The organism is Streptomyces sp. CNH189, from assembly GCF_000527195.1.
This window is the reverse complement of sequence record NZ_AZUS01000028.1, coordinates 84,751-98,209: the sequence shown is the minus strand read 5'-3', so window position 1 is coordinate 98,209 and position 13,459 is coordinate 84,751. Positions and strand designations below refer to the sequence as shown.

General features: G+C 72.5%; 12 protein-coding genes and 2 pseudogenes. 5 read left to right on the top strand and 9 right to left on the bottom strand.

What is annotated here, in order from left to right:
* The 4 genes and pseudogenes from B100_RS0130565 to B100_RS0130550 form a co-directional block, all read right to left on the bottom strand.
* Window positions 1-551 (bottom strand): annotated as a pseudogene (locus B100_RS0130565) (glucose-6-phosphate isomerase); the annotation flags it as partial.
* The gene (opcA, locus tag B100_RS0130560) at window positions 544-1,479 is read right to left on the bottom strand and encodes a glucose-6-phosphate dehydrogenase assembly protein OpcA (RefSeq protein ID WP_024888182.1); all 936 of its coding nucleotides are present in this window, start codon (window positions 1,477-1,479) and stop codon (window positions 544-546) included. The pseudogene B100_RS0130565 and the gene opcA, both read right to left, overlap by 8 nt.
* On the bottom strand, window positions 1,476-3,092 hold the full coding sequence (gene zwf, locus B100_RS0130555) for a glucose-6-phosphate dehydrogenase (protein ID WP_024888181.1): 1,617 nt from the start codon (window positions 3,090-3,092) through the stop codon (window positions 1,476-1,478). Before zwf ends, opcA begins: the two co-directional genes overlap by 4 nt.
* Window positions 3,089-3,406, bottom strand: a complete 318-nt coding sequence (locus B100_RS0130550) for a hypothetical protein (protein ID WP_486585737.1) — start codon at window positions 3,404-3,406, stop codon at window positions 3,089-3,091. The genes zwf and B100_RS0130550 overlap by 4 nt, the downstream gene beginning before the upstream one ends.
* A 262-nt stretch (window positions 3,407-3,668) precedes the next feature.
* Between B100_RS0130550 and B100_RS0130545 the strand changes: the two genes are divergently transcribed.
* Window positions 3,669-4,592 (top strand): AraC family transcriptional regulator, encoded by a 924-nt coding sequence (locus B100_RS0130545; RefSeq protein ID WP_024888179.1) that lies wholly within the window; start codon window positions 3,669-3,671, stop codon window positions 4,590-4,592.
* A gap of 91 nt (window positions 4,593-4,683) precedes the next feature.
* Here the strand turns inward: B100_RS0130545 and B100_RS0130540 are convergent.
* Window positions 4,684-5,668: pseudogene (locus B100_RS0130540) on the bottom strand (glycoside hydrolase family 16 protein); the annotation flags it as partial.
* A gap of 520 nt (window positions 5,669-6,188) precedes the next feature.
* Between B100_RS0130540 and B100_RS0130535 the strand changes: the two are divergent.
* Window positions 6,189-7,526, top strand: a complete 1,338-nt coding sequence (locus B100_RS0130535; protein ID WP_024888177.1) for a 6-phospho-beta-glucosidase — start codon at window positions 6,189-6,191, stop codon at window positions 7,524-7,526.
* 203 nt (window positions 7,527-7,729) lie between these two features.
* Here B100_RS0130535 and B100_RS0130530 read toward each other — a convergent pair whose 3' ends face one another.
* The gene (locus B100_RS0130530) at window positions 7,730-8,863 is read right to left on the bottom strand and encodes an ATP-grasp domain-containing protein (protein WP_024888176.1); all 1,134 of its coding nucleotides are present in this window, start codon (window positions 8,861-8,863) and stop codon (window positions 7,730-7,732) included.
* A 239-nt stretch (window positions 8,864-9,102) separates the two neighbouring features.
* Here B100_RS0130530 and B100_RS0130525 point away from each other — a divergent pair, with 239 nt between their 5' ends.
* Both B100_RS0130525 and B100_RS0130520 read left to right on the top strand, forming a co-directional pair.
* Entirely contained in the window at window positions 9,103-9,963 is an 861-nt protein-coding gene (locus B100_RS0130525; protein ID WP_024888175.1) for a metallophosphoesterase family protein, read from the top strand.
* On the top strand, window positions 9,960-10,619 hold the full coding sequence (locus B100_RS0130520; protein WP_024888174.1) for a 4'-phosphopantetheinyl transferase superfamily protein: 660 nt from the start codon (window positions 9,960-9,962) through the stop codon (window positions 10,617-10,619). Before B100_RS0130525 ends, B100_RS0130520 begins: the two co-directional genes overlap by 4 nt.
* 288 nt (window positions 10,620-10,907) lie before the next feature.
* Here the strand turns inward: B100_RS0130520 and B100_RS0130515 are convergent, their stop codons facing one another.
* The 3 genes from B100_RS0130515 to B100_RS0130505 form a co-directional block, all read right to left on the bottom strand.
* The gene (locus B100_RS0130515) at window positions 10,908-11,147 is read right to left on the bottom strand and encodes a hypothetical protein (protein ID WP_024888173.1); all 240 of its coding nucleotides are present in this window, start codon (window positions 11,145-11,147) and stop codon (window positions 10,908-10,910) included.
* Window positions 11,148-11,297: 150 nt separating this feature from the next.
* Window positions 11,298-11,837 carry a hypothetical protein gene (locus B100_RS0130510; protein ID WP_024888172.1) on the bottom strand — a complete coding sequence of 180 codons (540 nt, stop codon included), beginning with the start codon at window positions 11,835-11,837 and terminating at the stop codon, window positions 11,298-11,300.
* A 31-nt stretch (window positions 11,838-11,868) separates the two neighbouring features.
* Window positions 11,869-12,519, bottom strand: a complete 651-nt coding sequence (locus B100_RS0130505; protein ID WP_024888171.1) for a helix-turn-helix domain-containing protein — start codon at window positions 12,517-12,519, stop codon at window positions 11,869-11,871.
* 223 nt (window positions 12,520-12,742) lie between these two features.
* Here B100_RS0130505 and B100_RS0130500 point away from each other — a divergent pair, with 223 nt between their 5' ends.
* Window positions 12,743-13,402 carry an MmyB family transcriptional regulator gene (locus B100_RS0130500; RefSeq protein ID WP_024888170.1) on the top strand — a complete coding sequence of 220 codons (660 nt, stop codon included), beginning with the start codon at window positions 12,743-12,745 and terminating at the stop codon, window positions 13,400-13,402.
* Window positions 13,403-13,459: the final 57 nt, after the last annotated feature.

Genomic DNA, 13,459 nt, shown 5'->3' with positions numbered 1-13,459 from the left:
ACGTTGGAGACGAACCGGAACGTCAACTCCCGCGCGGTGAAGGCGCGCAGCGCCTCGTACGCCATCGCCGGGCCCAGGTCCGAGCCGCCGATGCCGATGTTGACGACGTTACGGATACGCCGGCCGGTGTGACCGGTCCACTCGCCCGAACGGACCCGGTCCGCGAAGTCGGCCATCCGGTCCAGCACGGCGTGCACGGCCGGGACGACGTTCTCCCCGTCGACCTCGATCACCGCGTCCCGCGGCGCCCGCAGCGCGGTGTGCAGCACCGCCCGGTCCTCGGTGGTGTTGATCCGCTCCCCGCGGAACATCGCGTCCCGCAGCCCGGACACCTCCGTGGCCACCGCCAGTTCACGCAGCAGCCGCAGCGTCTCGTCGGTCACCAGATGCTTGGAGTAGTCGATGCGCAGGTCGCCCACGCGCACGACGTACCGCTCCGCGCGGGACGGGTCGTCGGCGAACAGTTCACGCAGGCCCGGGAGCGCGTCCGCGCGGTGCTGCTCCAGGGCGGCCCACTCGGGGCGACGGGTCGGTTCGGGGACGTCAGACATGGGCGGGGGTCTCCTCGGTGGCCTCGCCGCGCAGGGCGACGGCGTACATCTCGTCCGCGTCGAGGCGCCTGAGCTCCTCGGCGATGAGTTCGGAGGTGGAACGGACCTTCAGCGCCAGCCGGCGTGCGGGCTGTCCGGGCAGGGTGAGCGTGGCCAGGGGGCCCTCGGGGCGGTCGATGACGATCTCGCCGCCCTCGGTGCCCAGCCGGACCGCCGTGACCACCGGGCCGGCGGTCACCACCCGGTCGACGGAGACCCGCAGCCGGGCCTCCAGCCAGCGCGCCAGCAGCTCGGCGGCCGGGTTGTCGGCCTCGGCCTCGACGGTCGCCGACGTGACGGTGGTCCGGGCCTGGTCGAGGGCCGCGGCCAGCATGGAGCGCCACAGGGTCAGCCGGGTCCAGGCGAGGTCGGTGTCGCCGGGCGCGTAGGCGCGCTGCCGGGCGCGCAGCGCCTCCATCGGGTTCTCCACCGCGTACAGGTCGGTGATCCGGCGCTGGCCGAGCGCGCCCAGCGGGTCCTGGGAGGGGTTGTCGGGCGCGTCCGCCGGCCACCAGACCACCACCGGGGCGTCGGGCAGCAGCAGCGGCAGCACCACCGAGTCGGCGTGCTCGGACACCTCGCCGTAGGTGCGCAGCACCACGGTCTCCCCGGTGCCGGCCTCCGAGCCCACCCGGACCTCGGCGTCCAGCCGCGACCGGGTCCGCTCGCGCGGGTTGCGGGCGTGCCGCTTGATCACCACCAGGGTGCGCGAGGGGTGCTCGTGCGAGGCCTCCTCGGCCGCCTTGATGGAGTCGTAGGCGTTCTCCTCGTCCGTGACGATCACCATCGTCAGGACCATGCCCACGGCCGGTGTGCCGATGGCGCGGCGGCCCTGCACCAACGCCTTGTTGATCTTGCTTGCCGTGGTGTCGGTCAGGTCGATCTTCATGGCCTGCGCCAGCTCCGTCCGTCTCGTGCGAGCATCTCGTCGGCTTCCGCGGGTCCCCAGCTGCCCGAGGTGTACTGCGCCGGCCGACCGTGCGACGCCCAGTACTCCTCGATCGGATCGAGGATCTTCCAGGACTCTTCCACTTCCTGGTGACGGGGGAACAGGTTGGCGTCCCCCAGGAGGACGTCCAGGATGAGCCGTTCGTAGGCTTCGGGGCTGGACTCGGTGAACGACTCGCCGTAGGCGAAGTCCATGGTCACGTCCCGCAGCTCCATCGAGGTGCCCGGCACCTTGGAGCCGAACCGCACCGTCATGCCCTCGTCAGGCTGGACCCGGATCACGACGGCGTTCTGGCCGAGCTCCTCGGTCGCCGAGGTGTCGAAGGGGGAGTGCGGCGCCCGCTGGAACACCACGGCGATCTCGGTGACCCGGCGGCCCAGGCGCTTGCCGGTGCGCAGGTAGAAGGGCACGCCCGCCCAGCGGCGGTTGTCCACGCCGAGCTTGATCGCCGCGTACGTGTCGGTCTTGGAGGACTCGGCGATGCCCTCCTCCTCCAGGTAGCCGCGCACCTTGGCGCCGCCTTGCCAGGCGGCCGCGTACTGCCCGCGTACGGTGTGCCGGCCCAGGTCGTCGGGGAGGCGCACGGCCCGGAACACCTTCAGTTTCTCGGTCAGCAGCGACGCCGCGTCGAAGGAGGCGGGTTCCTCCATCGCGGTGAGGGCCAGCAGCTGGAGCAGGTGGTTCTGGATGACGTCGCGGGCGGCGCCGATGCCGTCGTAGTAGCCGGCCCGGCCGCCGATGCCGATGTCCTCGGCCATGGTGATCTGCACGTGGTCCACGAAGGACCGGTTCCAGATCGGCTCGAACATCTGGTTGGCGAAGCGCAGCGCCAGGATGTTCTGGACGGTCTCCTTGCCCAGGTAGTGGTCGATGCGGAAGACCTGCTCCGGGTCGAACACCTCGTGGACGATGGCGTTCAGGTCCTGGGCGGACTTCAGGTCGTGCCCGAACGGCTTCTCGATGACCGCGCGCCGCCAGGAACCCTCGGGGGCGTCGGCGAGCCCGTGCTTCTTGAGCTGCTGGACCACCTTGGGGAAGAACTTCGGCGGCACGGAGAGGTAGAAGGCGTAGTTGCCGCTGGTGCCCCGGGAGGTGTCCAGCTCGTCGACCGCCTTGCGCAGCTGGTCGAAGGCGTGGTCGTCGTCGAAGTCGCCGGGGACGAAGCGCATGCCCTCGGACAGCTGCTGCCAGACCTCCTCACGGAACGGGGTGCGCGCGTGCTCCTTGACCGCGTCGTGCACCACTTCGGCGAAGTCCTGGTCCTCCCAGTCACGGCGGGCGAAGCCCACCAGGGAGAAGCCGGGCGGCAACAGCCCCCGGTTGGCGAGGTCGTACACGGCCGGCATCAGCTTCCTGCGGGACAGGTCGCCGGTCACCCCGAAGATGACCAGACCGGAGGGGCCCGCGATCCGGGGCAGCCGGCGGTCCCCGGCGTCGCGCAGCGGGTTGGCCCAGCCGGGCGGGGGCGCGGTGAGGGCGGCCGCGGTGTCCGCCCGCTCACCATGCTCCGCCTGCGGGGCGTCCACCGCCGGTTCGGTGGTCTCGTCGGTCATTCCGCGTCAACTCCCTTGCTGTCGGACGTCGCCGTCACCGCGTCGAGCGGCCGGGGTCCGGCGTCCACGAACCTCGCGATGCCCTCGTTCTCCAGTTGCCGCACCACCTCGTCGTACGCCCCGCCGGGCCGCCCTGTGAGGGACGGGGCGAGCCGCGCCCGGGCGCGACCGCCGGGCCCGACGTGGTCCTTCCCATACAGGGTGTCCTCGTCCGCGGGGTCCTTCACCCCGGTGAGCGCCCACGGGGGCCGCGGTGCGCCGGCCGCGGCCCCGCCGCCCGGATCGAACACCTCTTCGCGTGCCGCACAGGTCACGGTGATCATCTTCTTTCTCGCGGTCGCGTCAACCGCGTACGGCGGCCGGTGATTCCCCGCCGGTCCGGCCGGGCCGGCCGGCCGTGCGCGTGCTCGTCTCCACGTGGTCCTCGTCCCGGGCGTAAGGAACTCCGCAGTGTGTTCAAAAGTAAAAGTCTGACTTATTCACAAGAAGGTTCCGGTGTGCCAGCCTGTGGTGAAAGTGGGACACCGGGCACGCCCGTGAGGGGTGCCCGACGGACGGGTGACGGACATGCGAGACATGGCGGGCGGATTCCCCCAGGGGAGTGACGGCGGCGCCCGGACGGCGGACGTCGCCGACGGCGGCGGAATCAGAACCTTCCCCTTCCCGGTCGAGCGGAGCGTGTGCGGTGTCGGCATGCAGATCGCCCCGATGGGCCCCGACCGCACCTGGCGTGCCGACGCGCCGCCGGACGGGCTGCACCGCATCGAGTTCCACATCGTGATGCTGCTCGACGGCGGACCGCTCCGGCACATGATCGACTTCACCGAGTACGAGGCCACGGCGGGCGATGTGCTGTGGATCCGCCCTGGGCAGGTCCACCGCTTCTCCCGGGGGAGCGAGTACCGCGGAACCGCCCTGACCATGCAGCCCGGCTTCCTGCCCCGCGCCACCGTCGAGGCCACCGGCCTCTACCGCTACGACCGCCCGCCGCTGACGCGCCCCGGCCCCGCGCAGTTCGCCGCGCTCAGGGCCGCGTCGGACCAACTGCGCCGTGAGTACGAGGACACGGCCACCCTGCCGCTGAGTCTGCACACGGCCGTGCTCCGTCATTCCCTCACCGCGTTCCTGCTGCGGCTGGCCCATCTCACCGCCGGTACGGGCGACTCGGCCCGGCCGGCCGACGACAGCACCTTCATGCTGTTCCGGGAGGCGGTGGAGCGGGACTTCGCCACCAACCACAGCGTCAGCGCCTACGCCGACGCCCTCGGCTACTCCCGGCGCACCCTGGCGCGGGCGGTGGGCGCCGCCACGGGGGAGACGCCGAAGGCGTTCATCGACAAGCGGGTGGTGCTGGAGGCCAAACGGCTCCTCGCGCACACGGAACTGCCCATAGGGCGGGTGGGGGCCGCCGTCGGGTTCCCGGACCCGGCGAACTTCTCCAAGTTCTTCCAGCAGCACACCGGGACCGCCCCGGCCGCCTTCCGCGCGGAACACCGCTGAGCGGCGGGGCGGGAACCGACGAGGGCCCCACGCGGGGGGCGGTTTCCAGGGGTCGCGTGGGGCCCTCGTCGCCGGCCAGGAGGGCCGGGTGGGGGGGTGGGGCCGTCGGGTCAGGAGGAGGTCAGCACCTGCACGTAGTCCACGAGCATCGAATGGCCGGGCTCGGTGCCCGCGTCGGGGCCGCCGCCGAAGGCGTCGGGGAAGCCGCCGCCCATCGCCACGTTGAGGATGACGAAGAAGCCGTGGTCCGTGGCGTTCGACCAGGTCGTCGCGTCGACCTGGTCCTCCCGGACGGTGTGGAAGGTGTCGTCGTCGAGAGAGAAGCGGATCTCCTCCACGTCCGAGGAGCGGTCCCACTCCATCCGGTAGGTGTGGAAGCCGGCCTGACAGGTCGTGCCCTGGCAGGTGGTCTCGCCGCCGATGCCGCTGGTCTCGTTGCACGGGCCGCCCGGGGAGGTCCCGCAGTGCATCGTGGCGAACACCGTGTTCATGCCCTGGGTGTTCTCCATGATGTCCAGTTCGCCGACGGCGGGCCAGTTCCAGTAGTCGCCCCGGTAGGGGGCGCCGAGCATCCAGAACGCGGGCCAGTAGCCCCTGGCGGCGTCACCGGTGACGTTCGGCACCTGGATGCGGGCCTCGACCCGCAGCGTGCCGCCGGCCGGGGGCTGGAAGTCGTCGCGGTTGGTCTCGACGCGCCCCGACGTCCAGGTGCCGGCGCCGTCGCGGCGCGGGGTGATGCGGAGGTTGCCGCTGCCGTCGAGCGAGACGTTGTCCGGGCTGGACGTCATCGTCTCGATCTCGCCGGTGCCCCAGTTGGCGGGGCCGCCCGGGTAGCCGGTGCCGGTCGCGTACCGCCAGTTGTCGGTGTTGACGCCACTGCCTTCGGCGCCGTCGAAGTCGTCGGCGAAGACCTGGGTCCAGCCCGACGGCGGGGGCGGTACGGAGGCGCTGGCGGAGGGACCGGTGAGGGTGGCGGCGCCCGCCCCGAGCGCCAGCGCGCCGGCTACGGCGACCAGCGTGCGGCGCAGGCGCCGGCGTTTGTGGGAGGACCGGGCGGTGCCGGAGGTGACGGTCATGGGGGGAACCTCTCGGTGCGGAGTGCTGTGGGGGTCCGTGCTCCGAGCGCCCCGAACCGCTTGTGAGAGCGCTCTCACGGTCACGCCAATGTGCTCCGGGGTCTCGTCGGCGTCAAGAGGTGTAACCCCGAAAGGGCTTGTCCCGTGGGGGAGTTCACCTCTCGAAAGCGCGCGAATAGGGGGAACCGGGGCGGGTCGCGCACACGCGGGGTACCCGGGAGTCGCACCACCGGGCGGCTCCTCGGTGCGGGCTGGGGAGGGGTGGCGTTCGGGTTCTCGTGGGTGCGGGTGGTGGGGGCTGGGCGCGCAGTTCCCCGCGCCCCTGTCGGGGAGTGGGTTGTGCTTGTCGCGTTTCGGGGGCGGGTGCGGGGTGGTGGGGGGCTGGGTGCGCGGTTCCCCGCCCCTTCGGGGCGCCGTGTGCCGCGCTTCTCGCGTGGTGAGGGGCCCCGCCCTTCGGGGCGTCGTGGGTGGGGCGCGAGTAGGGTCGGAAGGGAGGCCGGAGCTGCGGAAAGGTGCGGATGTGAGGCTGACGATTCTCGGTGGCGGTGGCTTCCGTGTGCCGCTCGTGTACGGCGCGCTGCTCACCGACCACGCCGAGGGAAGGGTGACCCGGGTCGTCCTGCACGACGTGGACGCCGCCCGGCTGCGCGCGATCGCCCGCGTGCTGGCCGAGCAGGCGGCCGGCGTGCCCGACGCCCCCGAGGTGACCACGACCACCGACCTCGACGAGGCCCTGCGCGGCGCGGACTTCGTCTTCTCGGCGATCCGCGTCGGCGGCCTGGAGGGCAGGGCGCACGACGAGCGGGTCGCCCTCACCGAGGGGGTGCTGGGACAGGAGACGGTCGGCGCGGGCGGCATCGCCTACGGTCTGCGCACGGTCCCCGTCGCCGTCGACATCGCCCGCCGCGTGGCCCGCCTCGCCCCCGACGCCTGGGTCATCAACTTCACCAACCCGGCGGGTCTGGTCACCGAGGCCATGTCCCGACACCTCGGCGCCCGCGTCATCGGCATCTGCGACTCGCCCGTCGGCCTCGGCCGCCGCATCGCCCGTGTGCTCGGCGCGCGTCCGCAGGAGGCGTGGATCGACTACGTCGGCCTCAACCACCTCGGCTGGGTGCGTGGTCTGCGGGTGGCGGGCCGGGACCAACTGCCGCGCCTGCTCGGCGACTCCGCCCTGCTCGGCTCGTTCGAGGAGGGCCGGCTCTTCGGCGCCGACTGGCTGCGCTCCCTGGGCGCCGTCCCCAACGAGTACCTGCACTACTACTACTTCAACCGCGAGGCCGTGCGGGCGTACCAGCAGGCGCGCCGGACCCGTGGCGCCTTCCTGCGCGACCAGCAGGCACGCTTCTACGCCGGGACCGGCGATCCGGACGTCTCGGCCCTGGACCTGTGGGACCGTACCCGCGCCGAGCGCGAGGCCACCTACATGAGTGAGAACCGGGAGGCCGCGGGCGCGGGCGAACGGGAGGCGGACGACCTGTCCGGCGGCTACGAGAAGGTGGCGCTCGCGCTGATGCGGGCGATCGCCCGGGACGAGCGCACCACCCTGATCCTCAACGTCCGCAACGGAAGCACGCTGTCGCCGCTGGACGCGGAGGCCGTGATCGAGGTGCCCTGCCTGGTGGACGCGAGCGGCGCCCACCCCGTCTCCGTCGATCCGCTGCCCGACCACGCCACCGGACTGGTGTGCGCCGTCAAGGCCGTGGAACGGGAGGTGCTCGAGGCTGCCCGGTCGGGGTCCCGCGCCACGGCGGTCAAGGCGTTCGCCCTGCATCCGCTGGTGGATTCCGTGAGCGTGGCGCGCCGGCTCGTCGACGGCTACACCGCCGTCCATCCGGGCCTCGCCTACCTCGGCTGACGCGGGGGAGACGGGCCTCGGGCCGGCCGGTCGCCCCCCGTGACAGCGGCCGACCGACCCGAGCTCCCCCCGGTCCCCCGTGCTCCCCCCGGCGGCTTCCCCAGTCGCCGTTCATCATCAAGAGCACGCAGACCGGGGCCTGATACACCCTGGCGGAGATTTTTTTCGAGGAACTTCTCGGAGCGCCCGCGCTCGCCGCCCGGCTACGGCAGCGCGCCGGACGCCGTCCTCGGCTCGGCAGGTGCCGCGGGGGCCGGCAGGGCGTCCAGCGTGCCCGGGGCCGCGGGCGACCCGGTCCGCTGCCGGGGCACCGTCACGGACAGCAGCGGACGCGGACCCGACACCACCGCGTAGTCGTGGCCCAGGAACGGCGGGGTGATCTCACCCGGGTCGTCGCCGAGCGCCAGTCGCACCGCGGCCCAGGGCGCGTTCACCCCGCACAGCGACAGTTGGTGCAGCCCGCCCGCCGGACGGGTGTTGACGTCCATCAGCACCGGACGGTCACCCAGCATCCGGAACTGGATGTTGGACAGGTGGTGCAGCCCGAAGCCCTCCGCGATCCGCCGGGCCGGCTCCAGCCACCGCTCGTGCAGCGTGAAGCCCCGGCGCCGCCCGTTCTTGGTGCGGCCGACGGCCAGCCGGACGCGGTTGTCCGGGCCGGTCAGGCAGTCCACCGACACCTCGGGCTGTTCCAGGCGCGGCATCACCAGCCAGTCGACCGGCTCCTCGGCCCGCCGCAGGGCCTCCAGCGCCAGGTCGAGCGGCACCTGGGGGCTGGGGAAGCCGTTCAGCTGGGCGAGCGAGAAGGGCTCGCGGGTGATCACCCGGAAACCGACCCCGCCCGCGCCGGCCGCGGGCTTGAAGCAGGCCCGGTACCCGAGACGCTCCAACTCCTCCACGGCCATGACGAGTTCGTCGGCGTCGCGGACCCGCCACCACGGTGGCACCGGCACACCGATCGCCTGGACCGCCTGGTAGGCGACCACCTTGTCCTCGAACACGGCGACCGCCTGGGGCGGCGGCGCCAGCAGCGCCGTGCCGGCCGCCTCGAACTCGGCGCGGTGCGCGACGACGGCCGCCTGGTGCAGCCGGGGCACGAACACGTCGATGCCGCGCCGCTCGCACTGGGTGAGCGCGTACTCGACGTACGCCGCCGGGGACAGACCCTCCGGCTCCAGCTCGGCGGTGTCGGCCGCGGCGAGCACAGGGGAGTCGGGGTCGCCGTGGGTGGCATGGATCTCGACGGCCCGGTCGTCGGGATTTCTCCGCAGCTGATCCATGAAGAACACGTTCTCCGCGTACGTGCGGTTGAGCCAGACGCGTACGCGAGAGACCATGCGGGCCGCCTTTCGGGGTGTGCGTGCGGGCAGGGGGGAGCGGCCCGTGCCCGGGCATGACGTAGGGAGGGTCACCGAACCGCCGTTCGTGAGGGACGTGTCCATGGCGGTGGTGTCGGGCAGATCATACGACCTGGACGGTGCGTCCTGATACCACGTACGGCGGCCGGTGCGCGGTTGTTCCGGCGGGGCGGATGTGATCTCGTGGCAGGGGTCCGGCGGCTGCTGAAAGGGCGACGGTGATGGCGACGGGTGGTGGCGGCGCACAGTTGTGGGCCATCAGCGATCTGCACATCGGCTATGCCGAGAACCGCGACCTGGTCGAGGGGATGCGGCCCGAGTCCGACGAGGACTGGCTGCTGGTGGCCGGTGACGTCGCGGAGACGGTCGAGGACGTCCGCTGGGCGCTCAAGACCCTCGCCGGGCGGTTCGCCCGCGTGATCTGGACGCCCGGCAACCACGAGCTGTGGACCCACCCGAGTGACGCGGTCACCCTGCGCGGCGTCGCCCGCTACGACCATCTGGTCGAGCAGTGCCGTGAGCTCGGCGTCGTCACGCCCGAGGACCCGTACCCGGTGTGGGAAGGGCCTGGCGGACCGGTGGCCGTCGCCCCCCTCTTCCTGCTGTACGACTACACGTTCCTGCCGCCCGGGTGCACCACCAAGGAGGAGGGGCTGGAGTACGCGCACGGCACCGGGGTGGTCTGCACCGACGAGCACCTGCTGCACCCCGACCCGTACCCGAGCCGCGAGGAGTGGTGCCGGGCCCGGGTCGCCGAGACCGAACGGCGGCTCGCGGAACTCCCCGCCGGTCTGCCCCTCATCCCCGTCACCCACTGGCCGCTGCACCGCCATCCGACCGAGGTGCTGTGGTACCCGGAGTTCGCCATGTGGTGCGGCACCGTGCTGACCGACGACTGGCACCGTACGTACCCCGTGCACACGGCGGTCTACGGCCACCTGCACATTCCCCGGACGACCTCGCAGGACGGCGTCCGCTTCAAGGAGGTCTCCGTGGGCTACCCGCGCGAGTGGCGCAAACGGCAGGAGCCGCCGGGGCGGCTGCGCCGGATCCTGCCCGCGGAGGAGCGGGCCCGGTGATCGAGGAACTGCTCCCGCCGACGGCGGCCGTCGTCGAGGCCTACGGTGACGAGGGCACCGACGCCCCGCTGTTCCCCGGGGAGGAGGCGATGATCACCCGGGCGGTCCCCAAACGCCGCCGCGAGTTCACCGCCGTACGGTCCTGCGCCCGGCGCGCGATGGAGAAGCTCGGCGTGCCGGCGCGGGCCGTGGTCTCCGGCGAGCGGGGCGCGCCCGTCTGGCCCGACGGGCTGATCGGCAGCATGACCCACTGCGAGGGCTACTGCGCGGCCGCGCTGGTCCGCGCCGGCGACCTGGCGTCCGTCGGCATCGACGCGGAGGCCCACGGCCCGCTGCCCGAGGGTGTGCTGGCGACGGTATCCCTGCCCCAGGAGGCGCAGCGGATCGCCCGCCTGACCGCACAGCGACCGGACGTGCACTGGGACAGGCTGCTGTTCAGCGCCAAGGAGTCCGTCTACAAGGCGTGGTTCCCGCTCACGGGCAAGTGGCTGGACTTCTCGGAGGCGGACATCGCGATCCACCTCGACGGCACCTTCCACGCGGAGCTCCTGGTCCCCGGCCCCGTGGTCTCAGGCCGCCGCCTGACCCACTTCACCGGCCACTGGACCACCCACCCCACCCTGCTGGCCACAGCAGTCCCCATCCCCCACACATAAACACCGGCCGACCGGTCACATCCCACGGCCGCGGAGGAGAAGCGCGCCCCAAAGGGGCGCGGGGAACTGCGCGCGCAACCCCCACGGCCCCGCAGCCGCAGACAACCCCCGCCCGTCCGGGGCCGTCCCACACCGGTCACCTCTCACGCGCCGTGTGGACGAACACCCCAAGGGGCGCGGGGAACTGCGCGCTCCGCCCCCACCACTCCGCAGCCGCCAGGCCGCCACCAGGCCCAGGGCCACCCTCGGTGCCCCGCCCGATGGAAAAGCGTGCCGCCATGGCGGCGCCTACCCCTCGGGACACCACTCCCGCACCAGACGAAAGAACGACTCCTCGTTCCCCGCCAACCCCGCGCGCTCCAGCGCCACCTCCGCCTCCGCGAGGACGGAGGGCGGCACGACCGGCAGCACAACCGGCCCCGGCGGTGCGGGCCGGCCCTCGTCGAAGGCGGCCCGCACCGTGTGCAGCAGTCTGAGATAGGCCTGGACGGCGGTGCGCTCGCGGTCGGTCAGTACGGCGGTGGGCATCGCTCGGCTCTCCCCGTGTCGTGGTCGTCGGTCCCCACGCCCCCGGCACAAACAGGGGCGCACCACCAGCTTGCCGCCCACCACTGACAATCACCCCGAGGTACACCCTCGTTACCTCGCCGCACGCCCCCGCGACCCGCCCGGAGAACCTCAGTTCTGCGGCCCCAGATACCCGAGCGAAGCCCCGATCCGCCCCGCGAGGTGATCCCGCTGCACCGGCCCCCGCAGCGACGAACCGTCCAGCCAGGTACGGCACTTGCTGGCGAGCAGCAGACCGAACGCCTCGGCCTCCTTCTCGTCCGCCTGGTCGAACCGGGTGCGGGCGGCGACCCTCAGCACGGTCGCCCGCAGGGCCTCGTCGTCCATGGCCTCACCGAGTAAACGGGTGGCGACCTCGGCGCCGGCGACATGATGGCCGGAGTGGCCCGCCTTCATGTGCCACAGCTCATGGCCGAGGATCACCAGCTGGTGGTCGGGCGCCGTGCGTTCCTCGACCACCACGAGGTCCTGGTCCGCCATGTCGAGCCAGAGCCCGCTCGCGGTCCCCGGCGGGAAGACGGCCGTGCGGAACAGCACGGGCCGTCCGCGCCGCCGGCTCATCGCCTCGCACAGGGCGGCGTACAGATCGGCGGGCCGCGCCGGGACGGGAAGCGTCAGCTCCGTGACCAACTCGCCGCACAGACGGCGCATGTTCCTACCGATGCCCACAGTTCTCCCCGGGTCACGACTTGGGCCGCTGGACGCTCTCCAGGAGCATGTCCAGCCATTCCGCGACCTTGTCGCGGTGCTGGTCGGTGGGCAGCTGCGCGGCCCGCCAGGCGATGCCCCGCACCCCGTGGTCCTGCAGCAGCCGCTCCAGCGGGTCGTCGGCCGTCGCGGCGGACTCCCGCTCGGCCAGCTTCTGCAGCAGCTCCTGCTCGGTGTGCTGGAGGGCGTTCGCCAGCGCCTCCGGGTCCTCGGCGGTGAGGAAACCGGCGTGCACCCGGAAGAACCGCTGGAGGGCGTCGCAGTGCTCCATGGTGGGCCGCCGGTCGCCGTTGATGAGCGCGCCGGCCTGTTGCCGGGACATGCCCGCCCCGTCGGCGATCTCCTGTTGCGTGTACTTGCGTCCGTTCGGCTTCAGCCGGGTGCGGCGCAGCAGGTCCAGCCGCTGCAGGAACCGCGCCTGCACATCGGGCTCACCCGCGGGCCGGCCGCTCAGCAGCGCCTTGACCACGGGCTCCGGCACACCGGACGCGACGGACAGCCGGTCCACGTCGAAGACCTCGGTGTGCGCCACGCCGAGCCGGTCGGCGAGTGCGGTGACGCGGGCGACGACGGCCGGCAGCGCGTTCGTCGGCGCGGCGCCCGGTCCCTCGAAGCCACCCGTCACCGAAAGATCTCCTACGTCTCTCACAGGCTTCTCACAAGCGATTGCCGTGAACTTCACGGAGACTAGCCGGTGTTTCGAACTCCCATCCAGGTGTCGCCACAACTGTGGCCAATTTCGGCCGTCAACCGCCGCGGAATGCCACGATAGTTGACACGCCGTGTCCCGGCGCAGCAGGATCGGGGCGCCGCGTCAGGGCCGCACAGGCAAGAGGGGTGACCTCCCGATGGCATATCAGGCAGGAGGGCAGCGGCCGGCACCGCGGCCCGGCCCCGGAACGTCCGAGGCGCAGGCCTATCTGCGGGACTACGCCGTCCTGCTGGACGCCGTTCCCTTCCCCTCGCTGGTGGTGGACCACCGCTGGGACGTGCTGCTCACCAACGGTGCTTTCCGGACACTTTTCCAGGGCGTGGAGCCGCATCCGACGGCCCACCCGGGCGTCAACTTCCAGCGGTTCGTCCTCTTCCACCCGGACGCCGCGACGGTCCTGGGCGACCACGAGGCGAGCTGGTGCCTGCCCATGCTGGCGGACCACGCGGCGACGGCCGAGCGCCACCCCCACGACCCCGTGCTGCACGCCGTACGGCGCGACATCGCCCAGGACCCGATCATGGACGCCGCCTACCGGCAGGGCGTGCCGCACTGGCTGCGCGCCGTGGGGGAGCGGGCCGCCCGGCACGACGGCTCCGTACGGCCGTTGCTGCACCCGGACCCGCGCCGAGGTGCCACGGACTGCCGCCTCGTCGTGGAGACCGCCTCCGTCCTCGAGGAGATGGAGTGCCGCCGGCTGACGTTCGTCCTGCGTGAGACGCCCCGCGCCACCGGCCGGGACCGCGGGGCCCGCAGGGCCGCCGGCCACCTGCGCGTGGTCCCCGCCGCCGACTGACACATCGCCGCGACGGCAGCCCGTTTCCACCCTGTTCCCGGCAGTGTGATGTGTGAC